Here is a 26,789-nt window from a genome sequence, read left to right as displayed (position 1 = left end):
CTCGGCTTACCGGAAAAAGAGGCGGAGCCGGCCGATAAGCCGGGTTCTGTCGTGGACAGTCATTCCTCTAGGCGTTACGTCACCGCAACGCTCAAGCAACCTACCCGGATCCAACGCGGGCCGCGCCAAAGGATCCCTATTTGGTCTTGCTCCAGGTGGGGTTTGCCGTGCCGGTCTGTTGCCAGACTCGCGGTGCGCTCTTACCGCACCATTTCACCCTTACCGGCCTTCCGAAGAAGACGTAGGCGGTATCTTTCTGTTGCACTTTCCGTCGGCTTGCGCCGCCCAGGCGTTACCTGGCACCTTGCCCTATGGAGCCCGGACTTTCCTCGGCACCCCCGAAGGGATGACGCGACTGTCTGGCCGGCTCCGCCAGCGCGTATTCTAGCGTACGCACGCCCTTCCTGCCGTGCCGATCGCGGCGGCCGGTTCATCCACGCGTGGCGTGGCTCTAGCGACCCTTCGCCCTCGCCATCACCACCGCCCGCGACTCCAGCACCACACCTACGATCAATTCCCGCACCTGCGGTTGCGAACCGTCCCATTCAATGCGGCGAACGCGCACGTCCACGCGATCGCCCGGCGCGTAGGCTTTCAATGCTTGGCCGACACCGAAGACGGTCTTCACTCGGGTACCCGCCACGGCCAGCACCTCATCCCCCTTGCGCAGGCCGGCGCGATGGGCCGGACCCTCGTCAGGCTCGGATTCGATCACGGTCGCGCCCCCCATCTGAACGCCGAGGACCGGGCGCAGCGCGTCGCTACGCGAATCCCCTTCCCCGGCCTGCTCGCGCGCCAATTCGGTGGCGCCCAGCAGTGCATCGTCCAACCCCGCATCGAAATAGGGCGCGTTGTCCACGAATGCGGCGCATTGCCACGACGCGCGCTCGGGCACCGGCTCGCGCCTCGCACGCAGGGCCTGCCGCAGGTCGCGCCATTGCGCCGCGCTGACGTACCGCTGCTGGCTGTTCACCAACTGCTGGTAGGCCGCCTCGATCTGTGCGTGGTTGTCGGCCCCCACCTGCAGACATGCCTCGTAGCTCTCCAACGCGTCACGTGCCGCGCGGTAGGTCAGGTAATTGCCGTAATCGCGAACCGACTGCAGCCGATTGAACTCGACCAACCCCGGATCGAACAGCAGGTAGCCGACATAGTCCGGGCCCAGATCGGCTTCGGTAATGGCTGCAGGTGGCGGCGCTTCAGCTGCAGGAGCTGGCACGTCGGCCAGAGCGAACAGCAGGAACAGTCCCTTTTCCAGCATCTGTCTTCCCTCCCTCAAGTAAATTTGAGAGCTTCATTTCTTCCCCCCCCAGAATTCCGCCGCTCATTCGCATTCCAGCGTCCCAGGCTGTGAATGACCCATGCAGCCTGCACGCTTCTCAGGACTTTTCGCCCAGCTCCCGGCGAAGATCGTCGACCAACCGCTTTCTACTGCTACGGTCATACTCGGCCGGCGAGAACGGCATCGACGCACGCGCATAGATGGTGCCTTCCTCGCAGGTGCAGGTGGGCTCCGGCACCGCGCCCACTGCAATCAGGCGACTTAGCCTTTCTTCTGACACATTACAGAATGCGGCGAACACATCCTTTGGCAGGAAATGAGCCTGAAGGTAGGCTGTCAATGCCATCTCGAACAATTGCTCCCAAGTGGGGAATGAAGAGGCGTGTGCCGGAGCGTCTTCGCCCAGGACAGGCATTTGAAGACATCCCGAGCACCGGTCCTCACGCGTCAGAGGCCTCGGAAATGGGGTCACACTACGGACACCCTTCCGCATCGGGAGTATCCGCGCGGGCTCGACTGATCTCAATGTCGCTCTGCAGGACGTCCCGTACTGCCAAAGGCTGCTGGGTTCGTACGATCATCAGTGGGTCGGTCATTGATGCTCATCACGACATTCCCTAGCCCCTGATTCGCCCCTCAGCTGCGCACGTGAGCACATTCACGCGCCAGAGATCGGCGACCCTCCGGCGGATCCGAACCGTTTTGCATTTCGCGCCGCGCGCTGCCCGGGCATGGCCCGGAGCGAGCGATCAACTGCCGTACAGCGCCTTGCGCGGCGCACCGGTCAGTTCCGCGGCCAGCTTGGCGGCGGTCGACGGCGGCAGGTGCTCGCTCAGCTTCGCGTAGACGCGGCGACCATGCGCCAGCTGCGCTTCCTCGTCGTCGCCGGCGCCCTGCACCATCACCACGAACTCGCCCTTGCGCTGGTTGTCGTCGGCTTCGACCTTGGCCAACAAGCCCGCCAGGTCACCATCAAGCACGGTCTCGAACAGCTTGGTCAGCTCGCGGGCCAGCACCGCCGGGCGCTCGCCGCCGAAGATCGCCTCCATGTCGGCCAGCGATTCGGCGATGCGGTGCGAGGATTCGTAGAACACCATCGTGCGCACTTCGCCGGCCAGCGCCTGCAGGCGGTCGCGGCGACCGCTGGCCTTGGCCGGCAGGAAACCTTCGAAGCTGAATCGATCGCTGGGCAGGCCGGCCACGCTCAGCGCGGCAATGGCGGCGCAGGCGCCGGGCACCGGGCTGACCTTGATGCCCGCCGCGCGCGCGGCACGCACCAGGCGGAAACCGGGGTCACTGACCAGCGGGGTACCGGCATCGCTGACCAGCGCCAGCGACTCGCCGGCCTGCAATCGCGAAACCAGGCGTTGCGCCAGGGCCTCTTCATTGTGTTCGTGCAGGGCCACCAGCGGTTGCTGGATGCCGAAATGGGACAGCAGCTGGCCGCTGCGGCGGGTGTCCTCGGCACAGATGGCCGCCACCGAACGCAGCACCTCCTGCGCGCGCGGGCTCAGATCGGCCAGGTTGCCGATCGGCGTGGCGACGACGTACAGGGTTGGCACACTCATTTCAGCGGTACTCACGGGGCAAGGGTAGAATCGTAGCGTGTACCCGGCCAAGGCCGCTGCCCCCATCGCATGGACCCGATCATGAACAAGCCCGCCGCACGGATCTCCGCCCTGTCGTTGTCGCTGATGCTGCTGGCCGGTTGTGCCACCACCAGCCTGACCAGCACGCCCGAGTCGCCGGCCCAGAGCCAGGCGCTGGCGCTGATCGAACAGGGCAAGCCGCGCGATGCCGCGCTGCAGCTGGAAGGCCTGGCCTCCACCCTGCGCGGCGGCGCCCGCAGCAACGCACTGGCCGATGCGGCCTGGGCCTGGCACCTCGCCGGCGACAGTGCCCGCGCGCGCAGCCTGCTCGGCCAGCTCACCGCACGCCAGCTGTCCGGCGCCAGCCTGCAGCGCTACCAGCTGACCAGTGCCGAGCTGGCCCTGGCCGACAAGCAGCCGGCGCAGGCGCTGGCCCTGCTGAAGGTCCACGGCGACAACGTGCTGCCGGCCCTGCGCACACGCTGGTACCTGGCCCGTGCCAGTGCCCTGCAGGGCACCGGCGATGCCTTCGGTGCCGCCACCGAACGGGCCCGCGCCCATTCCAGCCTGACCGGCAGCGCGCGCAGCGAGAACCAGGCCGCCATTGCCGGCCTGCTCGGCACCCTCGACGACGCCACCCTGCGCAGCCGTGCCGCCGCCCTGCCGGCCAACGACCCGCTCTACAACTTCGCCGGCCGTGCACTGATCGCGCGCGGCCTGCCGCTGCCGCGCCCGTTCGACCGCGATGGCGCGGCCCAGTTCGACACCAGCAAGCGCCCGCCGGCGATGAGCGACGGTTACCGCCCGCCGGCCAAGCTGGCCGTGCTGCTGCCGCTCAGCGGCCGCCTGGCCACTGCCGCACAGCCGGTGCGCGATGGCCTGTTGAGCGCCTACTACGGTGAAAGCCGGCGCCGCCCGGACATCAACTTCTTCGACACCGCCGGCACCCCGGCCGGTGCCCTGGCCGCCTATGACAAGGCCGTCGCCTCCGGTGCCGACTTCGTGGTCGGCCCGCTGGGCCGCGACGAAGTGGACGCGGTGTACGGCCGCCAGCAGCTGCAGGTGCCGGTGCTGGCCTTGAACCGCGGCAAGGACGCACCGCCGGCTGGCAGTGCCGGCTTCTCGCTGGCACCGGAAGACGATGGCATCGTCGCCGCCGAGTACCTGCGTGGCCGCGAGCGCGGCAAGGCGCTGGTGATCAACAGCGCCGACGACACCGGCCGCCGTGCCGCCGCCGCCTTCGCCCAGCGCTTCGCGCAGCGCGGTGGCCAGGTGGTGGCCACGATCGGCGTCACCGATGCCGTCGGCGATGTCGGCGCGCAGGTGCGCAACGCCGGCCAGGTCGATGCCGTGTTCCTCGCCGTGCGTGCGCCGCAGGCGCGCCTGCTGGCGCCGCAGCTGGCGCTGGCCGGTGCAGGCGGCGCGACCCGCGTTGGCACCTCGCAGCTGACCGTTGGCAGCGGCAAGGTGGAAGAAGACGTGGCGCTGGACGGCATTGTCTACCCGAACGAAGCCTGGAACGTGCGCAGCGTGTCCGGCCTGCCGTCGGCCAGCCAGGTGGCCAGCACCCTGCCGAGCGCACGCGGTGCGGCCGGCCGCCTGTTCGCCTTCGGTGCCGACGCCTGGAAGATCACCGCCTACCTGGACAAGCTGTCCAACGAAGGCGGCCTGGACGGTGCCACCGGCACCCTGTTCCTGGACAGCAACGGCAACATCCTGCGCCAGCCGGCCTGGTCGACCTTCAATGGCGGCCGGCCGATGCCGATCGTCGGTGGTCGCTGAACGCAGCCAACGGGGCTCGGCGGTGGAAGCCGCCGCCGAGCAGCATCTGCAACAGGCCGGACTGCAGCCGCGTGCGCGCAATGTGCGCTATCGCGGCGGTGAACTGGACCTGGTGATGGACGATGCCGGCACCGTGGTGTTCGTGGAAGTGCGTTACCGCGCGCGATCCGATTTCGGTGGCGGCGCGGCCTCGGTGGATGCGCGCAAGTGCCGGCGCCTGGCCCATGCCGCGCAACTGTACCTGCAGGACAACCCGGCGCTGGCCAATGCACCCTGCCGCTTCGATGTGGTGGAAGCCACCGGCGAACCGCCGCAGCTGCACTGGCTGCGGGATGCGTTCCGATTGGATGACTGCTGATGGCTACTCTTTGCCGGCCAGCGGCCGGCACTACCCGTCGGACCTGCAGCCGGCCCTCGGCCGGCACGACCACGGTGCGTGACTGATGCCTTCGATCATCACCCATGCCGCTGTGCCGCTGGCGCTGTGGTGCGCCGCGGATCGTGGCCGCATCCCGCCGCGCCTGCTGGCCGCCGGCGTGATCGCCGCCATGCTGCCCGATGCCGATGTACTGGCCTTTGCCCTGCACATTCCCTATGCCGATGCCTTCGGCCATCGCGGCGCCAGCCACTCACTGCTGTTCGCCGGCGTGCTGGCAGCATTGGCCGCGGCGTTGGCGTTCTTGGGCAGTCGCCGACCTTGGTCGGCGGATGTGTGCCAACCAAGGTTGGCATCTACCGTGCAAGCGGCGGTATTTGTCTTCGTCTGCGCCGCCAGCCATCCGCTGCTGGATGCGATGACCTCCGGTGGCCTGGGCGTTGCGCTGGCCTGGCCGTGGAGCGAACACCGCTTCTTCGCGCCATGGCGCCCCATCCGCGTGTCACCGCTCGCGCCACAGTTCTTCAGCGCACGCGGCGTGGCTACCCTGCTCTCCGAACTGCGTTGGGTGTGGCTGCCACTGGCCGGCGCCGTTGTCGCCTGGAAACTGATCCAACCCGCTCCTGCTGCCTTACGAGATCCGTCATGAGTCCTGCCCTGCCTGCTGCCCTGGTTGCCGAACTGTCCACCCTGCTGGGCACGGAGGGCTGGCGCATGGATGACGGCGCGCTGGAGGCGAATGCGCAGGACAACTCATGGCGCCATCAGCGGCCGGCCGCAGTGGCGTTTCCGGCGGACATCGAGCAGGTGCAGGCGCTGGTGCGTGCATGCCGCGCGCATGGCGTGGCGCTGGTCGCGCGCGGTGCCGGCACCGGTACCACCGGTGCCGCGGTCCCGCAGCCGGGCAGCATCGTACTCTCGTTCACCCGCATGGACCGCATCGTCGAGATCCGCGCCGGTGATCGCTGCGCGGTCGTGCAGCCGGGCGTGTTGAACGGCACGCTGCAGCAGGCGCTGGCGTCGCACGGCCTGTTCTGGGCGCCGGACCCGTCCAGCGCCGAAATCTGCAGCATCGGCGGCAACCTGGCCTGCAATGCGGGCGGCCCGCGCGCGGTGAAGTACGGCACCAGCCGCGACAACGTGCTGGGCCTGGTGGCGGTGACCGGAACCGGCGACGTGATCCGTTGCGGTGGCGCCTACACCAAAGACGCCACCGGCTACGACCTCACCCATCTACTGGTGGGCAGCGAAGGCACGCTGGCACTGATCGTGGAAGCCACGTTGAAGCTCACCCCGTTGCCGGTCAGCCAGGCCGGGCTGCGCGTGCTGTACCGCGACGCCGATGCTGCTGCGGCCGCCGTATCGCGGTTGATGTCGCAGCCGGTGGTACCCACCCGCCTGGAATTCATGGACGCGCGCAGCCTGGAGCTGCTGCGGTTGAATGGTGCCGATGTGCCGGAGGCAGGCGCGATGCTGCTGGTCGAGGCCGATGGTGACCACGACACGCTACCCTATCTGTTGCAGGCATTGGCCAGCGCCGCCGAAGGCGACGGCATGATCGAGCTGGACGTGGCGATGGAAGGCCGTGCACGCGATCAGCTGTGGGCGGCGCGCAAGGCGCTGTCGCCTGCGCTGCGCAGCGTCGCGCCGGGCAAGATCAATGAAGACGTGGTGGTTCCGGTGTCGCGCATTCCGGAACTGGTGGCCGGCGTGCAGGCCCTGGCACGTGACTACGCGCTCACCATCGTCACCTTCGGCCACGCCGGCAACGGCAACCTGCACGTCAACATCCTCTATCACCCGGAGGATGCCGACGAAAACGCGCGCGCGCATGCCGCGCTGCCGAAGATCTTCGAGCTGACACTGGCACTGGGCGGCACGTTGTCGGGCGAACACGGCATCGGCCTGGCCAAGCGCGATTTCATGGCGCAGGCGTTTACACCGGCTACGCTGGCGACGATGCGCGCGATCAAAGCCGCGCTGGACCCGGACGGCATTCTCAACCCGGGCAAGGTACTGCCGCCGGCATAGACCGCGCGCACTCCTTCGCACTCCTGTAGAGCCGAGCCCATGCTCGGCTGCGCTTCGACCAGATCGCGATGAAGCCCGCACCGCGTGGCAAGCCGAGCGTGAGCTCGGTTCTACACCGGCGTGTCGCCTGCAATATCGATCAGGGTCTGCCGGAAACTGGGCAACAGCACGCGGTTGCCATGCCCACTCAGGTGGTCGTTGTCGAAGAACAGCGGCTCCCCGTCTTCCACCGCCGAACAGGTCGTTGGCCCGCACAGCAGCGGCAGCGGATCCCACACCGTGAGCGATGGATAGCGCGCTGCCAGCTCGGCCAGCAACGCCATCTGCGGCGCACGCAGCCTCTCCAGATCATCGCGCGGCATGCTCAGGCCACCGGCACACGCCGGGTTGCGGCGGTTGAACCAGTCCGAACAGCGGTACGCACCGGCCTTGAACAACGGCAGCGGTGCATCCAAAACCACTTGCACGCCCAGCTTCTGCAGGCGTCCAAGAACATGATCAGCCTCATCACGCGCGGCCTGCGCATCGGTCGGGGTGCGCTCGGCGAGCAGTTGACGATAGATTTCCTGCGCATCCTGACGCTGCCAGTCGAATCCACGCAGCTCCGGCATGCGCAAGGCCGCCAGCAGCACGATGTCACCGGGGCGTGCCTCGCGCTCGATGGTCGACAACGCGTCCTCAATGAAGCCCTGGCAGTCGGACGGGCTGGCCCGCAGCAGGTTGACGAAGCTGCAGCCGCCGCGATCCTGCTGGCGCACCTCCATGCCGGTCTGGCGCGCGACCATGCTGGTCATGGTGCGATACGCCGCCGCGTGCGAATCGCCGGACACGAACAGGCGCCGCCCTTCAAGCGCCGGCGCACTCACCGGCTCCAATGGGCGCCACGCGGGGTAGCGACGCGCCTGCCATGCATAGCCGTCGCGGGTCACGCTCAGCGAGACCTGCTCATGGTACTCCACCGTGGCCCAGGCACCCGCGCCACACAGCGCCACCAGCGGCAACGCCATCGCCAGCACCTTGGCCGGTGCCAGGCGCAGCAGCGGCAACGCACTGCGCAGCGGACGCTCGATGAAGTGATACGACACAGCCGATAGCGCCAGCAGCAGTACCGGATACAGCCACAGCGCGGCGCCGTGCAGGCCGTAGGTCCAGCGCAGCAGCACCAGCAGCGGCCAATGCCACAGGTACAGCGAATAGGACAGGCGCCCCAGGTAGGCGAGCGGTGCGCAGCCCAGCGCGCGGGCGATGTGTGATGTCCCCGGCATCGACACGCTTGCCAACAGCAGCAGGGTACCGGCCACGGTGGCCAGCACGCCGGGAACCGGCATCGCCAGCTGCGGTGCGATCACCACGCCCGCACCCAGCAGTGCCAGACCGACCACTGCAACCGCATCACCGTTCTGGCCCGGCGTGCGCGTGCGCATCCACTGGTACAGCAGCGCGCCCGCAGCCAGCTCCCAGAATCGCGCCGGCAGCAGGTAGAACGCTGCCGCCGGTGCCGTCTGCGCCTGCCAGCCTGCCCACGCCAGCGACAGCAGGGTGAGCACCGGCAACAACCAGCGCAACCACGGCCAGCGCTCACGCCCGCGCAGCCACACGAAGAACAGCAGCGGGAAGACCAGGTAGAACTGTTCCTCCACGCCCAGCGTCCACGTGTGCAGGAAAGGGTTCAGTTCTGCGCCGGGTGAGAAGTAGTCGTCCTGCTGACCAGCCAGCACGATGTTGCTGAAGCCGACCAGCGCGGCCAAGCCGGTCTGGTCGAACTGCTCATTGCGCCACGCGCGGGGAATGAACAGCGCAGACAGTATGAAAGTGGTCACCAGCATCACCAGCAGCGCCGGCAACAGGCGCAGCACGCGGCGCCGGTAGAAATCGAGCAGCATCGCGCCCAGCGACGCATGGGCGCGCGAAGCCAACGACTGGCTGATCACGAAGCCGGACACCACGAAGAACAGATCCACACCGGTGAAGCCACCCGGTAACCAGGCTGCGTTGGTGTGAAACAGGATGACGGCCAGCACCGCCAATGCACGCAGGCCGTCAATGGCAGCGTTGTGGGAACGTTCGGGAGCAGACATGCGGGTGACCGGCAGCGAGCGATCCGGCAGCATCGCCACCGTTTGCGTAGTCATTCAATGGACGATCGCGACAGACATGGACATCGTTCAGGTCCCGCCCCCGCTCGACGCGGTTGTAGAGCCGAGCCATGCTCGGCTGCTCTTCGTTCAGATCGCGGTGAGCCGAGCGTGGGCTCGGCTCTACAGAGGTCCGTGCGCCGACCCCGACACGCCCGCTTACCAGGCCATGCGCAAGCCCACCTGGCCACCCACGTTGCGATAGCCGCCTTCGCCGCGCTGCACGCTCACGCCGCCCCACGCACCCCAGCGCTGGCCCAGCTTCAGCTCGGCACCGGCCTGCATCTCGTAGCGGTTGCGTGGCAGGTCCGCGCCCAGCGTCTCACCGTTGAACTGCAACGTGCTGCTGCCGCTGCCACGCAACCAGTTCACGCCCAGGTACGGCTGCACCGTGTTGCCGGCGGCAGTGCCATGGCCAAACACGCGCACGCCCAGGCGCCCGCTCAGGCCACCGGCGTCGGCGTGGTCGATCACCGTGCCATTGCTCTCCACGTGGCGATCGGCGCGGAAGTCGACATGACTCAGCTGCAGCTGCGGCTGCACGTACAATGCGCTGGCGGCACCCTGCCACACGTTGAAGGTGTAGCCGGTCTCCAGCGACGCACTGGCCATGCGCGAATCGTAGTGCTCCGGCGCCAGGCCGATGCCCTGCACCCGGTTGTCGAATCGGCCGTACTGCAGGGTCGCATCCACATACGCGCCTCGCGTGCCATCGGCCTCCTGCAACCAGGTGCCGTACACGCCCACCGCGCTGCCACGCACCCGGCCCTTGGCACTGTAGCCAGTCAGATCGGACACTGCGCTGCTGTCAGCACGCCCCGTGCCTAACATCACGCCGAATGCAGCGTTGCCTCGGCGAGCCAGGTCAGTGCCGATCTGCAGCACCGAGGTGTTGCCGTCTACCGACAGCTGGCCCCCCACCGCGGTGAAGTCGGCCCGACCATGCCCGACCCGCGCCCAGGCGTTGCGTGTATCACCTGCACCCGCGCCACCCTGGCGATCGTTGAGTCGATGACCAAACATACCCACCGCGGCAGCTTGGTTGGCCAAGTAAGCACCGGCTTCCGGGCGCAGCAGCCGAGGCAGAGTGATGGGGTCAACCGGATCGATCGGGTCAATCGGCGCACAGCCCGGCAGCGACGCTTCGACCTGGCACGGGTCGGGCGTCGTCGGCAGTTCGGAACGCAGGTACCAGTTGCCTTCGCCGCCGGCCACGCCCCCCTTGTGCAGGAAGTACTCATACGTACCCGCCACGGCACGCCCGGCCAGCGTGTAGTGGGCCAGCGACGCGCCATCAACCCGGATCAGTTCGATCCCGTCCAGCGTTTGCGCACCGAGGCCGCCGACGTTGTTTACCATTACCTGCGCATCGCCCCGCGCGTCGCCATGCACGTGCAGGCGGTCGATGGCCGAATCGTCCCCCTGCAATGCACCGTTGAACAGGAACGTCGCAGCGGTCGTATCCAGATCACCGGCCACGGTCAACGTGTTGAAACCGCGCCCGTCGGACAGTGCAAGGCCACTGCCGTTGACCTGCAGCGATTCGACCGCAGTATCGCCGGTCAACGTCCACTGGCTGCCACTGTCCAGCGAGACGCCGTGCAGCCGATCCGAGCGGCCCACCCACAGCGAGCCCTCCGACAGGTGCACGTGCAGCTCCGACTGCGGCGCCCGGCCCGCCGCCAGATCGTCGGGATTGATGACGATGTCGCCCTGCATCCGCGCGCCCTCCGCCAAGGCCACGTCGAAGCGACCGGCCACGGCCGCATCCAGCTGCACGGCGATGCCGTTGCCACCGTACAGCACCGCGCCCTTGCCCAGCGCCAGTCCGGCATCACGCGTGGAACGGATCCAGGCGCCGCCGTACTGCTGGCTTACCAGCGATCCGCCATCGATCTGCAGGCGCCCGCCATCGTTGATTACTGCCGCCCATGAGCCCTCGCCTTCGGTCAATACGTGGGTGTCATGCAGGACGATTTCACCCGTACCCGCTGCCAGTACGCCATGCGCCTGGGCACCTCGCGTGACGACGGCACTTTCCCGCAAGTGCGCTGTGCCGCCATCGCGTGCAACCACCGCAGGCGAATCGTCACCAGTCGTTTCAACCCAGGATCCGATCACCTCGGCCTGCGGCGTGGCAGAATGCCTGCCATCGACCCATAAGCCAGCCGCACCGGTGCCAGATGCGCGCAGCGCGCTTTCATGCACCCTCGCCACGCCACCTTCCTGCCACAGTGCCGCGCCCCCCGCAGCCGTGGACTGCAGTTCCGAATGGCGCGCATCCAGCGAGGTGTTTCCAGACAGGCTCACGCCGATGCCGCCCACAACCGCACTGGCATCGACATGGGCCGTGCTTCGCTCGCCGGAAAGCCGCAGGCCGGCACGGAAATACCGGTCTTCTCCCTCAGAGGCTTCAAGCCGACTGCCCACGACGTCCACGTGATTGTCCGCTCCAGTCATCGACAACGCATCGCCTATTGCGGAAACACCGCTGCCGTGAAGGCTCAGTCGGCTTCCGTCACCAATCACGTTAATGGCGTGATACAGATCGCTACGCAATCGACTTCCGGATATCGCAACAGCACTGCTGCCAAGGGCCAAAGCGAGGGCGCCGCTCAGTTCGCTGTCGGCAACAACCAGCGTGCCGTTGTAGCTGTCGATAGCTACACCACCACCGGCAACTATGCGACTGTCATTGACCGTCGCGGTTGCGCCGGCCGCCAGGGACAGCCCTTTGGGATAGGACCCGCCATCCTTGTCGCTCAGATCGATCGCGACACGATCCAGCGTCACCTTGGCGTTCTCCCGCACCCGGATGGCATGGATATCTCTGGGTGACATGGGCTGCTCGACAATTCGTACATCCCTGAGCATCACGTGCGCTGTGCCGGCAACCATGATGCCCTCTCTCGGGCCCGCCGGCAGTTCCACCAGCACCCCGTCCAGCGTCGTGGTCCCTCCGGTCGCATTCAAGGCGTATCCACGCCGTGCCAGGATCGTCCCTCCCCGCATCTGCAGCCGGCCGCCTGATACGTCGATAGCAGGGCCCGTGGACCCTTTGTCAGAACCTTGAATATGCACATCCTCCAGAGCAACCTCCCCTCCCTCGACGAGAACTCCGCTACTGCTCTCACCACTCACTGTGATGCGTGTGCCGGACGCCTGCAGGACCGCGCCAGCACCCACCGAGATGCCATGCGCACGCCTGCCGTTGGTCTGGATGCTGCCGCCCTCGATCACGGCCCGGCTCCCTTCACCATCGACCGCCACGGCCACGGCCTTCGAAGAGCGGGTTTCCAGATGCACGCCAGAAAGACGGGCGTATCCTCCCGTGCCAACAGAGATGCCGGGCGCGCTACTCCCCCCAGAGAAGATACTGCCCCCTTCCAGCGCAACGCGGCTTCCCGAGCCTTCGACCCGGACAGCTGGAACGTCGGCGCCCCACTGGTAGAGATTCACCGATCCTGAGGGAATGATCGAACCGCCGTTGAGCGCGTGGAATACCGGCGCAGCGTCACTGCTGTAGGCTCGATAGTCACCGGCTGCAGGCCTCTGCTCATCACCGTCGGCGATGACCTGTTGCGCTTGCGCCGAGAAGCCGGCGAGCACGCCAGCAAGCAGCCCCAAAGAGGGGACGACAGGATGATTGCGACACATGAAGGCGCTCCGAAGAAAGGCAATGTCGCAAATGGTCCCTTCTGTCGCAGAGGCCATCCATGCAACTTGTTGCAATCAGGCAGTACAGGGGACGGTGGGTTCATCTGGCGTTGCGCGGCCCGCATTGCGGGCCTACGCTGGCGGCCAGGAAAGCCGCCGGGCGTAGGCTCAGCGCTACATCGATGCTGTCCTACCAGCGCCGTGCCACGCCCAGCTGTGCGCTCGTCTGGCGGTAGCCGTGATCACCACGCGAGACGTTGAGGCCACCCCAGGCGGACAGGCCGCTCCGGAACTGGATGCGTACCCCACTTCCCACTTCGTAGCGACTGCGCGGTGTAGTACCGGCGATTGTCTCGTTGCCGAAACCGAGCTCGGATCGGCCCGTATCGCGATACCCGTGGGCGGCCAGCCATGGACTGACCACTAAGCCCTGTCCTTCGGCACCCTGCCCCTCCAGGCGCAACCCCAGGCGCCGTGACCACGCGGTACGGTTTGGATGTGCGATCGAAGTGCCGGTTGCCTCCACGTGCAGGTTGCCGCGATCGCGGAACTGGACGATCTGTACATCCGGTTGCAAGGTCAGCACGGTGCCGCCAAGCGTGCCCAGCGGCAGGCGGTAGCCGGCCTGAAGCGATGCCTGGCGTGCGCGCGACCGGTAGTGCTCTGGCGCCAGCGCATCACCCTGCACGCGATTGCGGAAGCGCGCATGCACAACTGCAGCATCCACATAAGCGGCCTCACCCTGCCAACCGGCGTACACGCCGAGGGCATTGGACTGCACCCGGCCGCGGGCGGCATAGCCGGTCAGGGACGAGCGCGACTGCGCATCGGCACGCCCGGACAACAGCGACACGCCAGCGCGGCCACGCCCGGCGTCGAACACGCCCAGGTCGGCGCCCAGCTGCAGGCTGTTCCACTGCGCGGATTGCTGCAGCTGATCCACCAGTCCCGGCAGCTGCGCCTGACCACTCTCGACCCGGGTCCACCCGCGTACGCCCTCCCGCCCCTCATTCGTGGCCAGAGGCTGGCGTGGCTGCAGCAGCGCCTGTCGCACCCACCGGTTGGCCAGATAGGCACCCGCTTCCGGTCGCAGCACGCCTGCCGGGTCAGGCAGTGATGGAACTTCCGGGGTTGGATCAGGCCCCGGCTCCGGTGTCGGCTCCGGTGCCGGATCGGGACCAGGAACTGGATCGACGCCGCAGCCGGGCAGAGCCGGATCGTCATCGCATGGGTCAACGGCGGTCAATTGCGAGCGCAGGTACCAGTCACCATCGGCGTTATCGCGATGCAGGAAGTACTCATACATGCCGCCGACCGCACGACCGGACAGGGCCAGCGTCGCCAGCGACTGCCCGCCCACGGTGATCAAGGGGATTCCCTTGTCGGTTGCGGCCCCGTCGCCAACGCCGACCACCGAGACCGTACCATTGCCCAGGAAATCGCCCTGGACGTCGAAGCGATCACTGGCTGCGGCGTCCCCGCCCAGCACCGTATCCAGGCGCAGGTGACCTTCGTCAAGGGTCAAATCCCCGCGCACGACGAAGCGATCGCCTGCATGGCCGTTGGCCAGCGACACCTCGCTGCGCTGCACACTCAACTGATCGACCATGGCGTTGCCGTCCACCTGCCAGACGCTGCGCTCGCGCAATGCGACATCGAGCCGGCCAACATCCGCGACGCGGGCGCCCCCCCGCATCAGGCTGCCCTGCAGCTGGACATCGGCCGCGGCGAAGCGGCCGATATCGAACAGTGCACCGCGCTCGTTCGCAAGTACGCTGCCCGCCTGCGCGCGCAGCTGCACCCGGGTATCGGGTGCCTCCAGGACGATCGCCGCAGCCCCTCCGCCAAGCAGCTTGGATGCGTGCAGGTTCACCCGCACCTGACCATGCCCAACCGCCATGCGCAGCGCCGCGTCGCTGCCCTCTGCCACGCTGTTGACCATCTCCAATCGATTGGCATCGCCATCGAGGAAGCGCACTGCATCGCCCTGCAGCGCCTGTACCTGGCTGTCCTGCAGCATCAGTTCGGCGCCCATGCCTGCACGGCCCGCGTCAGCGCCGCGATAGCCTGCAACGATGCCATTGCTACCATTGCCCTCAACGCGAACCTGCACACCGTACAGCTGGGCACGACCCACGTAGGCGTACGACGGGCCTCCGAAACCAATGTGACCCGACTCGACGTAGAGCCCCGTACTGTCTTCCCCCGCTGTGCGAATGCTGCCGCCCTGCATGGCCACATCCGATCGATAGTTCCAGAGGCCGAACGCCCTGTCACCCTGGGTCGCGATGTCCACGTTGCGCAGCTGCAGCCACGCACTGGGATTGAGCGCGACGCCCGCACTATCCTGGCCCTGCGTGAAGATCGAGCTGTCGATCACGGTGGTCGTATTCGCCTTGGCGATGAATCCTGACGCGTCCGGCGAAATATTGCCTACGTACAGCCCCGTCGAAGCCTCGCCGGAGGTCCTCAGGTGCGACCGGCTGATCCTTGCGCCGTCCACATGGTTGCTGGTCATCACCACGGCGTCGGACATCGTCCCTGCAGTCTCGACCCGGCTGTCTTCCATCACCAGATAGCCACGGTGATTGATGCTCATCTCCACGCCAGGCCAGCGATCATGGCTACCGATCACGGTGGCGTCGTAGACCTCCAGCGACCGATCGAACCAGAGATCGTGGGCAGCGATCTCAACGCCGCACAGGTAGGACACGTCTACAGCCGGATCGCCCGGATCAGCCGGGCGGGGAATGCTCGGGCAAGGCACGCCGGGAGGAGCGGCGGCAACCGATGCTGCGGGTAGCACCAAGGCCAGCATCAATGCTGCCGCCAGAGGCTGTCGGGTGAGGTTGTTCATGGCGTCCAGGAATCGAAAGGTGGTATAGGCAGGAACTTTCGACCCGTACGCCACCGAATGCCATGCAACTTGTTGCAAATCCATCCGCAGTATGAAGGCTGCAACCCGCCAGACAAGACATGTGCCATCGCGATTGCCTCTTCTTGCAGTGCGCCCGCACGACGCTGCTCCTGTAGAGCCTAGCCATGCTCGGCCGCTTTTCGATCAGATTGCGATGATCCGAGCGTGGGCTCTACAGGAATGTCGCGATTGCCATGCCGAGGCGCGCGCCACGCGTCTGCACCTTCTTTGAATTTTCAAATCTTTCTCATTGGCAGTGCTGGCGCTTCCCGCAAATGATGTGGCGCCACCGACAACGGGTGGCACGGGCTTCCAATCCCGTTAGGTTGATGTGTTGGTTACGCTTGCCTGCCGGCGTCGCTCTTTCCTTGTTGGGTGGCGTCGGCAGGCATTCTGTCCGCGCTTACATGGCGGGCGGTGCGTGGGGGCCTTGTGCCCGCCGGCGCCTCTACATCGACCTCCGGTATTGGAACCACGCACCGTCCGCCACCCTCGCTGTTAAGCAGGGTGGCCCCTTCGTCGCACGCACAAGGAAGCCGCCATGACTGCCACACACTACCCGTACCTGTTCGCCACCCTCGGCGAGGCCGCCAACGAACTGCCCGAGGCCATCGCCCGTGCGCTCGAAACCACACTCAGTGCCACCCAAGGCAGTACCGAACCTTCAGCCACCACGCTGCTGGCATGCCTGCAGCGCTTCCGCCAGGTGGACGCCGCCGACGGCCAACCCTGGCCAAAGAAGGGCCACACGTCGGGTCACCGGATGGCCATGGCACGCGCGGACCGCGCCAATGCCGGGCTGACCGTGTTGCTGGAACTGCTGCATGCGAGCGAACGGATGCGTGTGGATGGCGATGAAGATCAACAGATTGGAGAGGACGTGCGCGAAGGCTTGCTTCTGGCGTGCCGAGGGCTGTCTGAATATGTGGATGTGCAGTTGCACTGCACATGAGCACACAACCATGGCAGCTGTCGAAGTGCCCACAGTCAGGGCAATTGGGGCTCGTGTTTGCAAGAAATTGTATGGCCCGTCAGTGCACCAGTGTCGATAGTGCTCTCTTCTTTCCTGGAGGGTACTGATGCACAAGATGATGGTTCCACTGACAAAACGCTATGCACAGTTCAATGGCCGCGCAAGCCGCAGCGAGTTCTGGTGGTTCCAGCTGTTCATCCTGATCGTTTCGATCCCGCTGTATCTGCTGAGCTTCTATGCCGGCCACAGTGGTTCGCAGGGCCTGGCGCTGGTCGCTACCGGGCTGAGCGTAGTGATGTGGCTGGTGTTCGCCTTGCCGTGCATTGCCGCAACCATTCGCCGCTTGCACGATACCGATCGCTCGGGCTGGTGGATGCTGCTGGCGTTCGTGCCGTTTGCGAGCCTGGTGCTGCTGGTGTTCCTGGTGCTGCCCAGCACGCCGGGCGACAACCGCTTCGGTGCGCCGGTTCCGCACGTATAACCAGACCGCGTTGGTAGGTGTCGACCTTGGTCGACATGGATGTGCCACCGGATGCCGACACATCCGTGCCAACCAAGGTTGGCACCTACCAGAGCAACATCGATGTGCTTCACTTGGGGTCAGATCCCTTTGCGGCGCAAAGGGATCTGACCCCACCCCGAAGGTTGACCCAGCAGGGCAGTACCGCTGCGGCTACGCGAAGTGCTGGTAGCCGCCGTCGGCGGCTTCGCCATCCACATGCACGCCCTGCCCTCCGGCCATCCGACCGATGCGGGTGAGCGGCACGTCCAGCGATTCGGCCAGGTAGTGCAGCGCGTCACGCTGGTCGGCAGCCGCGGTAAAGCACAGCTCGTAGTCGTCGCCACCGCGCAGTGCGCAGTCGCGTGCGGCCTCACGACCGAGCAGCTCACGCAATGCGTGCGAGATCGGCAGCGAGTCGGCATCGACATGTGCGGCCACGTTGCTGCGCGTGGCGATATGACCGAGGTCGGCCAGCAGGCCGTCGGACACGTCCACCGCCGCGTGCGCGAAGGCCCGCAGGCGCAGGCCCAGGGTCACGCGCGGTGCCGGCCGCAGCAGGCGCAGGCGCAGGCTTTCGTAGTCGGCCAGCAGCGTGGCGGTGGCGATGCTCAACGCACCCTGTTGCCACAGGCGCAGCGCACCGGCGGCATCGCCGAGCGTGCCACTGACCCAAATGTCATCGCCTGCCTGTGCGCGGTCGCGCCGCAGGGCCTGGCCGCGCCCGACCTGGCCCATCGCGGTCACCGACAGCGACAGCGGACCGCGCGTGGTGTCGCCACCGATCAGCGCGATGTCGTGCTGGTCGGCCAGGGCGAAAAAGCCATCGGCAAAGGCCTCGATCCAATCTTCAGATGCTTCCGGCAGCGACAGTGCCAGCGTGCACCACGCCGGGCGCGCGCCCATCGCGGCCAGGTCCGACAGATTGACCGCCAGGGTCTTCCAGCCGATGTCGAAGGCCGGGGTTTCCACCGGGAAGTGCACGCCGCTGTTGAGCGTATCAGCGGTGACCACCAGCTGTTCGTTGGCGCGCGGCTGCAACAGCGCGGCGTCGTCACCGATGCCGAGCAGGATGTCGTCGCGCTCGAGGGTGCGGGCGCGGATGCGGTCGATGAGGGCGAATTCGGCCAGGGACATGGGGCGTTCCCGCTGTTGTACGTGCCGCGCAAGGCGCGGTGGGCGGTAGTGCCGGCCGCTGGCCGGCAACCTCAGGATCCCTGCAGCTGCCGGCCAGCGGCCGGCACTACCACAGGCGGGTCAGTGACCCGATTCGACCTTGCGCCATTCCACGGCGGCACGATCCAGCACGCCGTTGACGTAGGTATGGCCATGTTCGGAACCGAAGCGCTTGGCCGATTCGATGGCCTCGTTGATCACCACGCGGTACGGCACGTCCAGGCGGTAGCGAAGCTCGTAGGCGGCCAGGCGCAGCACCGCGCGTTCGATCGCATCCACTTCCTCGATGCCACGGTCCAGGTACGGGCCGAGCGCTTCGTCGATGTCGCGACGGTTGTCGAGCACGCCGTGCACCAGCGCCTCGAAGTACGCCAGGTCGGCGATTTCGCGGGCCTGCTCGTGGGCGAACTGGGCGATCAGCGACTGCGCGTTGCCGCCGGAGATCTGCCAGGCGTAGATGGCCTGCACGGCACGACGACGGGCGCGCGAGCGCAGCACCGGATCGACGCCATCGCGGCGGACGGGTTTACCGGAGGGCTTGCCCTGGGTGTTCTTGTTCATGGCAGTTGCTCCAGCAGATTGACCATTTCCAGTGCGGCGAGTGCGACTTCCTCGCCCTTGTTGCCGTGGCTGCCGCCTGCGCGGGCCTCGGCGTCTTCAACGCGTTCCACCGCCAGCACGCCGTTCAGCACCGGCACGCCGAAATCCAGCTGCACGCGCATCAGGCCTTCGGCGCAGCGGTCGGCCACGTGTTCGTAGTGGCGGGTGTCGCCACGGATCACGCAGCCCAGGGTGAGGATGGCGGCGTGTTCATGCGCGGCGGCCAGGCGTGCAGCCACCAGCGGCAGTTCCCAGGCACCCGGCACGCGGATCACGTCGATGTTGGCTTCGGTGATGCCGTTGCCGGCCAGGCTCAGGCGGACGCCTGCGACCAGCGCGTCGGTGATGCGGGCGTTCCAGCGGCTGGCCAGGATGGCGAAGCGCGCCGACTCGGGAGTGCGAAGATCGCCTTCGTAGTGGCTCATATGCGGCTTGGGGGACTCGATAAGGGGGTAATTCTAGCGTGGATGGGCCCCGGCCGTGGCTGGCGGGGGCCTTCAGGGTGTGCCGACCAACGGTCGGCACCCACCGGTAGTGCCGGCCGCTGGCCGGCTCTACCCATTACAGGGTCACCGTCTCCACCACTTCCAGGCCGTACCCGGCCAGGCCGATCTGGCGGCGCGGGGTGCCCAGCACGCGCAGCTTGCCCAGGCCCAGGTCGGACAGGATCTGTGCGCCGGCACCGTTGCGGCGCCACTGGCCCACGTCCTTGTCCTTGCCCGGCACCACCGGCGCCGGCTGCTGGCGCAGGCGGGCCAGCAGGGCTTCGCCATCGCGCGGGGCCGACAGCACCACCATCACGCCTGCGCCCTCGGCATCGATTGCACGCAGGGCGTCGGTGGCCGCCACGCCGAAGTCGTCACGGCGCCAGTGCAGCAGGTCGGCCAGCGGGTTTTCCACCTGCACGCGCACCAGGGTCGGTGTTTCCGCATCCGGCGTGCCGCGCACCAGGGCGAAATGCAGGTCGTGGGCGATGCGGTCGCGGTAGGTCACCAGCTTGAACGGGCCGAATTCGGTGTCGATGTCGCGCTCGTCCACACGTTCAACAGTCTTTTCGGTGGCCAGGCGGTAGGCGATCAGGTCGGCGATGGAGCCCATCTTCAGGCCGTGCTCGCGGGCGAACACTTCCAGTTCCGGGCGGCGCGCCATGCTGCCATCCGGGTTCAGGATCTCCACCAGCACGCCGGCCGGTTCCAGCCCGGCCAGCATGGCCAGGTCGACGCCGGCTTCGGTATGGCCGGCGCGGGTCAGCACGCCGCCCGGCTGGGCGATCAGCGGGAAGATGTGGCCCGGCTGGTGCAGGTCCGACGGCTTGGCGTTGGGCTTGACCGCGGTGCGGATGGTGTGGGCGCGGTCGTGAGCCGAGATGCCGGTGGTAACGCCCTCGGCGGCCTCGATGCTGACCGTGAAGTTGGTCTGGAACTGCGCGGTATTGGCCTGCACCATCGGCGCCAGGCCGAGGTCGGCGGCGCGGGTGCGGGTCAGCGGCAGGCACACCAGGCCACGGCCATGGGTGACCATGAAGTTGATGTCCGACGGCTTGACCAGCTCGGCGGCCATGATCAGGTCGCCTTCGTTCTCTCGGTCTTCGTCATCGACGATGACCACCATGCGGCCCAGGCGGATGTCTTCCAGGATTTCCGGAATCGGGGCGAAATTCATGCGGCATCTCCGTGTGGGTGCTGACCGTTGGTCGGCACACTGATCAACCGCTCCACATAGCGGGCGACCAAATCGATTTCCAGATTGACCGCACTGCCCACGCCGGTGGCAGAGAAGGCGGTGTTGGCCACGGTGTGCGGAATGAGGGCGACTTCAAAGCCTTCATCGTCCACTTCGTTGACGGTGAGGCTGACGCCGTCCACGCAGATCGAACCCTTCTTGGCGATGTAGCGGCGCAGCGAGGCCGGCGCGGCGAAGCGCCAGCGCTGGGCACGTGCATCTTCCTGGATGGACAGCACCTGGCCGAGGCCGTCGACGTGGCCGCTGACCAGATGGCCGCCGAGGCGGTCGGTCGGGCGCATGGCCCGTTCCAGGTTGATGACCGCACCCTCGCCCAGCTGGCCCAGCGTGGTCAGGCCCAGAGTCTCGGTGGAGGCGTCGGCCTGGAAGCTGCGGGCATCGAACGCGATGACGGTGAGGCAGACGCCGTTGATGGCAATGCTCTCGCCCATCTGCACGTTGTCGAACGGCAGATTCCCGACATTGAAGGTGAAGCGGACATCGCCGCCGATGGATTCGCGTGCGGCCAGACGGCCGACGCCTTCGATGATTCCAGTAAACAAGTAACGTTCTCCGCGAAAAGTGAGCGAAAAACGCCGCAAGGCAAACAGGTGCACGCAGGGCAAGAGCCCTGTGGCACCGTCTTCTTTCATCCGGACTATGACCGTCGGCTCCGGCATTGGACCGGATCTGCTGACCCCCGGCCGTGGGCCGGGGCGCTCGCGGGCTCGTGCTTGCGCACCTACCGCCGGTGGGGAATTGCACCCCGCCCTGAAGACGTTTGTGTACCGGCGAACCGGCCCGCGCAGTGTACCAGCCCGTGCTGAACGGGGTCGGATCCCTTTCCGCAGGAAAGGGCTCTGACCCCATGGACCGGTGGCGCAGCAGCACTGGGGTCAGGGCCGTTTCCCGATGGCAAACGGATCCGACCCCCAACCCCGGTCCGCCCCAGCCTGTGACGGCCGTCTCTCGCATTTTGTAAAACTTTCATTAAAATCCGCAGCGGACGACATGAGGTCGCCACGGGCAGCCGCGAGGGCAGGCCCGCCAATGGACTGAAACTCACAGGAATTCCCATGCGCAAGATCCTGATCGTGGCCGCCCTGCTGGCCGCCGCCCCGTTCTCGGCTTCGGCCGAGGCCCTGAGCTACACCTACGTTGAAGGCGGCTGGACCCAGGTCCAGGTTGACGACAACCTGCTGGACGACCCGAAGGTCGACGGTGGCTACCTGCGCGGTTCGGTCGCGCTGGCCGAGCAGGTCTACGTGTTCGGTGGCTGGTCGCGCACCAGCAAGACCCGCCACTACGGCGAAGATTCGCTGAAGCTGGAACTGAACCAGCCGGAGCTGGGTATCGGCTACCACATGCCGTGGACCGACCGCCTGGACTTCACCGCCGATGCCGCCTGGGTGCGCCAGAACGCCGAATCGACCCTGCGTTATGACGGTGTGCGTTACCACGGCAAGGACCACACCAACCTGGGCCGCGTCACCATGGGCATCCGCGGCAAGCCGTCGCGCATGACCGAAGCCTGGGCCAAGGCCGGCTACATGGATGGCGGCAACAACTACAAGGGCACCTGGGTCGGCACTGTTGGCGGCCAGATCAACTTCACCAAGACCTGGGGTCTGGTGGGCGAGATCTCCGGCTACCGCGACGTCACCCAGTACTCGGCCGGCGTCCGCGCCAGCTTCTGATCCAACGGTCGCTCCTCGTCGTGCGATCGAACGGGCCCCGCAAGGGGCCCGTTTTTTTTGCCCCGCGCGTCGGCACGTGATCACAGGGCGCCGTGGGGCCTGCGCAAAGATGCGCTAGGCTTGCGCGCCTCTGGAACAGGAAACACCGTCATGAAGACCCCCTTGCGTACCCTGCTGGCCAGCGCCCTGCTGGCTGCCCCGCTGCTGGCCAGCGCCGCCCCGGCCACACTGACGCCCGAACAGGCCTTCGATCTGTATGCCCGCGTCCTGCTGGAAGACGACGCCGCCGCGACCCGCACCCTCAACGATGCGCTGAAGCCCGCCTTCGACGGCCAGGACGCGGTAACCCCGAACCCGGGCGCATTGGCCAAGGCGCTGGCCGAACCGTGGCAGGTCGTGCTTGCCAGCACCGGCGCCAAGGCCGACGCGGCCACCAGCGAAGCGCTGTATGCCAAGGCCCTGCGTGATTCGAAGTGCCGCGCCAGCAAGAGCGTGATTGAAGACAACGAATACGTGGACGACCAGAAGCTGGCGCGCATCACCTTCAGCTGCCAGGTGCCCGACCTGGGCAAGGTACGTCCGCTGTTCGCCGCCAGCCTTGCCGCCGACGCCAGCCCGGCCTCGCGCAAGCAGTTCACCGACGCCTACACCCAGGCGCTGCAGAGCGGCGCGCGTGCCGGTCAGCGGCACCTTCACCCTGTACCCGGCCAAGGACAACGGCTACTGGTACAGCGGCAACTTCGATGATCTGGTGGGCACCGTGACCGGGGCGCTGGCACCGTTCGAGGAATGGATGCAGGACGTGCAGGCGGCCAGCGCACCGAAGGTGACCGGCGTACCCGGCTGCGACCTGCTGCTGCAGCAGCACCGCAGCTGCGTGGCGAAGATCGCACCCGACCAGATCAGCGGCGTGGATGCGATGGCCGAGGAACTGAAGGCCAAGGCACAGGTGAAGTCGGCCGATGAGATGACGCAGGAGTGCAAGGCGCTGCGCCCGATCGCCGAGATGATGTGGACGGACGAGTGCACATGAGCACGATGTAGCGCCGTTGCCTGCAGCAGGATCAATGGCACTTTCAGAACCGTTGCATGGTCTTGCGCACACTGCGTGATCAATGCTGTTGTCCTCTTCCACGAGGGCAACAGCATGAAACACCGCACAACCTCGACCACGGCCCTGCTTGTCGCGCTGATGGCGTGCTGGCACGCCGAAGCGTCCAGACCCAGGACATTCTTCGTGCAACCTTCGGTTGCGTTCGAGTCGACCCAGCTGCGCGACCGCGACATCGACGCGCAACTGAGCGAGAACGACGATTGCCGCGCGTTCCTGCAGTACCACGATCAGTGCGCACCGTCGGTACTGCCGGACGAGTACGACCAGGGCATCAGCCGGCGCAGGCTGCGGTGGAAGTCAACGCAACTGACGGGAGAAGCACTCGGTGCCTACTGCCGTGACCTGCATCTGCTGTGGAAGCAGCAATGGAAAGAGCAGTGCCCTGCCCACGAGGACGAGGGCACCTGACAGCGCCGGAACGGGGCCAGTGCCCCGCCATTGCCTCACGGGCGCAACAGCAGCCGGATGTCCTCGCCGACCTGGCGCTGGTCAACCACGCGCAGACGGCGCTGCTGGCCCATTGCCTCGATGCCCAGGCCCGCCAGCAACGGACGACCGTTGTCGCCCAGCAGCGTGGGCGCCTGGTACAGCAGCAGTTCGTCCACCCAGCCAGCGCGCAGCAGCGCACCGGCCAGTGTCGCGCCGGCTTCGGTATGCACCTCGTTGATGCCACGCTCGGCCAGCAGCGCCAGCACCGCACCCAGATCCAACCGCCCCTCTGCGCTGGGCACGCTGGCAAATTCGGCGTCGGCCGCATCCGGTGCGCTCACCGCCGCATCGTGCAGGTACAGCGTCGGCGCACCGCCCTCGCGCACACGGCTGCATTCGAGCGAACGCAGGCGCGAATCGAGCACCACGCGCAGTGGCGGCATCACTTCGGCACCGGCCAGGCGCACGGTCAACATCGGGTCGTCGGCCAGCACGGTATCGGCGCCAGTCAGGATCGCACCGGCGCGAGCGCGCCAGTGCTGCACGTCCTCGCGCGCAGCCGGCCCGGTGATCCACTTGGAGCTGCCGTCGGCCATCGCGGTGCGGCCATCGAGGCTGGCGGCCAGCTTCACCCGCAGCCACGGGCGGTTGCGCTCCACGCGTGACAGGAAACCCTTGTTGAGCTCGCGCGCCGGCGCCGCCATCAGTCCTTCGGCAACCTCGATACCTGCATTGCGCAGCAGATCGAAGCCACCGCCATCAACCTTCGGGAAGGGATCGCGCATCGCCGCCACCACGCGCGTCACGCCCGCTTCGATCAGCGCCAGTGCGCACGGCGGCGTGCGCCCGTAATGGGCGCAGGGCTCCAGGGTGACATAAGCGGTGGCACCGCGGGCCTCGCTGCCGGCTTCGCGCAGTGCGAATACTTCAGCGTGCGGCCCCCCTGCGCGCTGGTGCCAGCCCTGCCCGACCACGCGTTCGCCGTGGGCGATCACGCAGCCGACCATCGGGTTGGGCCGGGTGGTATAGGCAGCGCGCTCGGCCAGACGCAGCGCGTTGGCCATGTGCAGGTGGTCGAGGACGGAGAACGATGGTGTCATGCGACCATGGTAACGCCGCCGGTGTGGATGCACGCGATCGGTAGATCCACGCCATGCGTGGATGGATACCTCCGTGCCAACCAAGGTTGGCACCCACCAGATCATGGGCGCCTCCGTGCCACCACAGCGGTGTCGGTCAGCCCTTCTTCTTCTTGGTCAGGGCGATCACATCGCCCAGCAGCTGCAGCTGTTCGGTGCTGGACGGCAGGTCGCGCTCGAGCTTCTCGATCTCCTCGCGGAAATCGGCCACGTCCTCGAAGCTGCGGTACACCGAAGCGAAGCGCACGTAGCCCACGTGGTCGAGCTTGCGCAGTTCGTTCATGACGAACTCGCCAACCTTGATCGAGGGCACTTCGCGCTCGCCGCTGATGCGCAGCTGGTGCACCACCGCACGTACCGCCGCTTCGATCTTGTCTTCGGGCACCGCGCGCTTCTGCAGCGCGCGGTCGAACCCCGCGCGGACCTTGCGCTGGTCGAACGCTTCGCGGGTGCCATCGCTCTTGACGATGGCCGGCAGCTTCAGCTCGACCGTTTCCAGAGTGCTGAAGCGCTCGCCGCAGGCTTCGCATTCCCGCCGACGGCGAATCGTCGCGCCGTCTTCAGAGACGCGCGAGTCGATGACCCGGGTATCGGCATGTTGGCAGAAGGGGCAATGCATGGAACGCCTGGCTCAGGGAGCAATTGCCACGATCATGGCAGCGTCGCAAAGGTACCTGAGAAAGGGCGCCGCAGCAAATGCTGCCTGCGCGGAAGCGCCTGCATTCTGGCCACCCGAGGTGTGCGGCGAGTTCGTGATGTCCGGCTCAACCCGGTGCGGGCGGCGGCGATGCCACGCGTGACCAGCGCAGCCACGCCAGGTGCCCGGCCATCACCAACAGCGGTGGGCCAAAGCCGAGGAAGGCCAATGTCGAGATCTCCCCGTGCTTGAAGGTGAAGTACAACGCGGCGGCGATCACGCCCAACGCAGCCAGCACGCCCAGCGCCAGGCCGGCCCAGGCGGCAACCGGTGATTGGCGCAGGCCGGCAACACCGCGCCACAGGAACAGCCCGCTCAGCCACAACCACGACAGCAGGCCGATGATTCCCGCCGACGACCACAGCAGCAACAGCGTGTGCTCGTCGCCCGTCAGGTACTTGCCGTCCCATACGACCATCAGCCCCAGCACGGCACCCGTACCGCCTGCTGCCACTGTGGGCAGGCCCACCAGCAGGCCGGCAATGGCCATCCCGCGCTTGTGCAGGGGCTCATCCATGCGTTCGATGTCCTTCCATGGGCCACGTCATGCGCGGCGCTTGATCCACACCAGCACCGCCGCCGGCACCAGCATCGATGGGCCCAACAGCAACAGGGCGATGCCTTCGGCGTGGACCGTGATGCTCCACCACAGCGCCAGCCCCAGCGGGGGCACAGCGGCAAGACCGCCGGCCAGCAGCATCCACCACCAGAGGCGATGCACCTGCAGCCCGGCACGCCCCTGCAGCAGATACCCGGCGCTGAGCCACAACCAGGCCAGGCAGCCGGCAATGCCGGCCAGGCCCCACAGCGGCATCACCGTCACCGCGGCCAGCGTGCCATGGCCGAACTGGCCCAGCCCCGTCAGCAGCAGCATCGTCGCCGCGACACCGCCCACTGCCAGGCTGGGCAGGCCAAATGCCACCGCCAGGACGGCATACAGGTACTTGAGGCGGCGCTCATCCATGCGCGGGATT

At 66.9% G+C, this 26,789-nt stretch carries 23 protein-coding genes, 1 other RNA gene, 1 pseudogene and 1 riboswitch; of the genes and pseudogenes, 9 read left to right on the top strand and 16 right to left on the bottom strand.

The window, feature by feature from the left end; all coding sequences use genetic code 11:
* Positions 1-19: 19 nt before the first annotated feature.
* The 4 genes from rnpB to rsmI all read right to left on the bottom strand — a co-directional run bounded on the left by rnpB (position 20) and on the right by rsmI (position 2,850).
* Positions 20-371: RNase P RNA component class A (rnpB, locus tag ACM0O9_RS13070), an RNA gene on the bottom strand.
* An 80-nt stretch (positions 372-451) separates the two neighbouring features.
* The gene (locus ACM0O9_RS13065) at positions 452-1,261 is read right to left on the bottom strand and encodes a PDZ domain-containing protein (protein WP_065178761.1); all 810 of its coding nucleotides are present in this window, start codon (positions 1,259-1,261) and stop codon (positions 452-454) included.
* Between the two features lie 118 nt (positions 1,262-1,379).
* Positions 1,380-1,697, bottom strand: coding sequence for a DUF6058 family natural product biosynthesis protein (locus ACM0O9_RS13060; protein WP_065178762.1), 318 nt, complete (start codon positions 1,695-1,697; stop codon positions 1,380-1,382).
* A 334-nt stretch (positions 1,698-2,031) separates the two neighbouring features.
* Entirely contained in the window at positions 2,032-2,850 is an 819-nt protein-coding gene (gene rsmI, locus ACM0O9_RS13055; RefSeq protein WP_164229397.1) for a 16S rRNA (cytidine(1402)-2'-O)-methyltransferase, read from the bottom strand.
* Positions 2,851-2,931: 81 nt separating this feature from the next.
* Between rsmI and ACM0O9_RS13050 the strand changes: the two genes are divergently transcribed.
* From ACM0O9_RS13050 to ACM0O9_RS13035, 4 genes are all read left to right on the top strand, one after another.
* Positions 2,932-4,653: a penicillin-binding protein activator gene (locus tag ACM0O9_RS13050; protein ID WP_414603846.1), complete on the top strand. Its 1,722-nt coding sequence runs from the start codon at positions 2,932-2,934 to the stop codon at positions 4,651-4,653.
* Positions 4,643-5,011: a YraN family protein gene (locus ACM0O9_RS13045; protein ID WP_170944933.1), complete on the top strand. Its 369-nt coding sequence runs from the start codon at positions 4,643-4,645 to the stop codon at positions 5,009-5,011. Before ACM0O9_RS13050 ends, ACM0O9_RS13045 begins: the two co-directional genes overlap by 11 nt.
* Positions 5,012-5,096: 85 nt before the next feature.
* On the top strand, positions 5,097-5,678 hold the full coding sequence (locus tag ACM0O9_RS13040) for a metal-dependent hydrolase (protein ID WP_414603847.1): 582 nt from the start codon (positions 5,097-5,099) through the stop codon (positions 5,676-5,678).
* Positions 5,675-7,060 (top strand): FAD-binding oxidoreductase, encoded by a 1,386-nt coding sequence (locus ACM0O9_RS13035; RefSeq protein ID WP_414603848.1) that lies wholly within the window; start codon positions 5,675-5,677, stop codon positions 7,058-7,060. The genes ACM0O9_RS13040 and ACM0O9_RS13035 overlap by 4 nt, the downstream gene beginning before the upstream one ends.
* 110 nt (positions 7,061-7,170) lie before the next feature.
* Here ACM0O9_RS13035 and ACM0O9_RS13030 read toward each other — a convergent pair whose 3' ends face one another.
* The 3 genes from ACM0O9_RS13030 to ACM0O9_RS13020 all read right to left on the bottom strand — a co-directional run bounded on the left by ACM0O9_RS13030 (position 7,171) and on the right by ACM0O9_RS13020 (position 15,565).
* Entirely contained in the window at positions 7,171-9,192 is a 2,022-nt protein-coding gene (locus ACM0O9_RS13030) for an acyltransferase family protein (protein WP_414603849.1), read from the bottom strand.
* Between the two features lie 162 nt (positions 9,193-9,354).
* Entirely contained in the window at positions 9,355-12,852 is a 3,498-nt protein-coding gene (locus ACM0O9_RS13025) for an autotransporter family protein (RefSeq protein WP_414603850.1), read from the bottom strand.
* Between the two features lie 190 nt (positions 12,853-13,042).
* On the bottom strand, positions 13,043-15,565 hold the full coding sequence (locus ACM0O9_RS13020) for an autotransporter outer membrane beta-barrel domain-containing protein (RefSeq protein WP_495495890.1): 2,523 nt from the start codon (positions 15,563-15,565) through the stop codon (positions 13,043-13,045).
* A 745-nt stretch (positions 15,566-16,310) separates the two neighbouring features.
* On the opposite strand from ACM0O9_RS13020, the gene ACM0O9_RS13015 reads away from it, so the two are divergent.
* Both ACM0O9_RS13015 and ACM0O9_RS13010 read left to right on the top strand, forming a co-directional pair.
* A complete protein-coding gene (locus ACM0O9_RS13015) occupies positions 16,311-16,721 on the top strand; it encodes a hypothetical protein (protein WP_414603852.1) in 411 nt (136 codons plus the stop codon).
* 127 nt (positions 16,722-16,848) lie between these two features.
* On the top strand, positions 16,849-17,223 hold the full coding sequence (locus ACM0O9_RS13010) for a DUF805 domain-containing protein (protein WP_065178775.1): 375 nt from the start codon (positions 16,849-16,851) through the stop codon (positions 17,221-17,223).
* Positions 17,224-17,415: 192 nt separating this feature from the next.
* Here the strand turns inward: ACM0O9_RS13010 and thiL are convergent, their stop codons facing one another.
* The 5 genes from thiL to ACM0O9_RS12985 all read right to left on the bottom strand — a co-directional run bounded on the left by thiL (position 17,416) and on the right by ACM0O9_RS12985 (position 21,302).
* Positions 17,416-18,378, bottom strand: a complete 963-nt coding sequence (gene thiL, locus ACM0O9_RS13005) for a thiamine-phosphate kinase (RefSeq protein ID WP_065186775.1) — start codon at positions 18,376-18,378, stop codon at positions 17,416-17,418.
* 120 nt (positions 18,379-18,498) lie between these two features.
* Positions 18,499-18,978, bottom strand: a complete 480-nt coding sequence (nusB, locus tag ACM0O9_RS13000) for a transcription antitermination factor NusB (protein ID WP_005415268.1) — start codon at positions 18,976-18,978, stop codon at positions 18,499-18,501.
* Positions 18,975-19,442, bottom strand: coding sequence for a 6,7-dimethyl-8-ribityllumazine synthase (gene ribH / locus ACM0O9_RS12995; RefSeq protein ID WP_414603853.1), 468 nt, complete (start codon positions 19,440-19,442; stop codon positions 18,975-18,977). Before ribH ends, nusB begins: the two co-directional genes overlap by 4 nt.
* Before the next feature lie 136 nt (positions 19,443-19,578).
* Positions 19,579-20,679 carry a 3,4-dihydroxy-2-butanone-4-phosphate synthase gene (gene ribB, locus ACM0O9_RS12990; protein WP_005415266.1) on the bottom strand — a complete coding sequence of 367 codons (1,101 nt, stop codon included), beginning with the start codon at positions 20,677-20,679 and terminating at the stop codon, positions 19,579-19,581.
* Entirely contained in the window at positions 20,676-21,302 is a 627-nt protein-coding gene (locus tag ACM0O9_RS12985) for a riboflavin synthase (RefSeq protein WP_065186774.1), read from the bottom strand. Before ACM0O9_RS12985 ends, ribB begins: the two co-directional genes overlap by 4 nt.
* A 74-nt stretch (positions 21,303-21,376) precedes the next feature.
* A riboswitch (FMN riboswitch) is annotated at positions 21,377-21,522 on the bottom strand.
* Between the two features lie 293 nt (positions 21,523-21,815).
* Between ACM0O9_RS12985 and ACM0O9_RS12980 the strand changes: the two genes are divergently transcribed.
* From ACM0O9_RS12980 to ACM0O9_RS12970, 3 genes and pseudogenes are all read left to right on the top strand, one after another.
* Entirely contained in the window at positions 21,816-22,436 is a 621-nt protein-coding gene (locus ACM0O9_RS12980) for a hypothetical protein (RefSeq protein WP_005415264.1), read from the top strand.
* Between the two features lie 150 nt (positions 22,437-22,586).
* Positions 22,587-23,469: pseudogene (locus ACM0O9_RS12975) on the top strand (hypothetical protein).
* 114 nt (positions 23,470-23,583) lie between these two features.
* Positions 23,584-23,958 carry a hypothetical protein gene (locus tag ACM0O9_RS12970; RefSeq protein WP_032953932.1) on the top strand — a complete coding sequence of 125 codons (375 nt, stop codon included), beginning with the start codon at positions 23,584-23,586 and terminating at the stop codon, positions 23,956-23,958.
* Between the two features lie 35 nt (positions 23,959-23,993).
* Here ACM0O9_RS12970 and ribD read toward each other — a convergent pair whose 3' ends face one another.
* The 4 genes from ribD to ACM0O9_RS12950 all read right to left on the bottom strand — a co-directional run bounded on the left by ribD (position 23,994) and on the right by ACM0O9_RS12950 (position 26,779).
* The gene (gene ribD, locus ACM0O9_RS12965) at positions 23,994-25,079 is read right to left on the bottom strand and encodes a bifunctional diaminohydroxyphosphoribosylaminopyrimidine deaminase/5-amino-6-(5-phosphoribosylamino)uracil reductase RibD (protein ID WP_065178779.1); all 1,086 of its coding nucleotides are present in this window, start codon (positions 25,077-25,079) and stop codon (positions 23,994-23,996) included.
* A 136-nt stretch (positions 25,080-25,215) separates the two neighbouring features.
* Positions 25,216-25,737 (bottom strand): transcriptional regulator NrdR, encoded by a 522-nt coding sequence (gene nrdR, locus ACM0O9_RS12960; protein WP_005415256.1) that lies wholly within the window; start codon positions 25,735-25,737, stop codon positions 25,216-25,218.
* A 145-nt stretch (positions 25,738-25,882) separates the two neighbouring features.
* Positions 25,883-26,332: a hypothetical protein gene (locus ACM0O9_RS12955; protein ID WP_065186772.1), complete on the bottom strand. Its 450-nt coding sequence runs from the start codon at positions 26,330-26,332 to the stop codon at positions 25,883-25,885.
* Between the two features lie 27 nt (positions 26,333-26,359).
* Positions 26,360-26,779 (bottom strand): hypothetical protein, encoded by a 420-nt coding sequence (locus ACM0O9_RS12950; protein WP_005415252.1) that lies wholly within the window; start codon positions 26,777-26,779, stop codon positions 26,360-26,362.
* Positions 26,780-26,789: the final 10 nt, after the last annotated feature.

Origin of the sequence: Stenotrophomonas sp. FR012, assembly GCF_047520565.2 — a bacterium.
Taxonomy (GTDB): Bacteria; Pseudomonadota; Gammaproteobacteria; order Xanthomonadales; family Xanthomonadaceae; genus Stenotrophomonas; species Stenotrophomonas sepilia.
The sequence above is the reverse complement of the archived record's forward strand: the minus strand, read 5'-3'. Positions and strand labels throughout refer to the sequence as shown.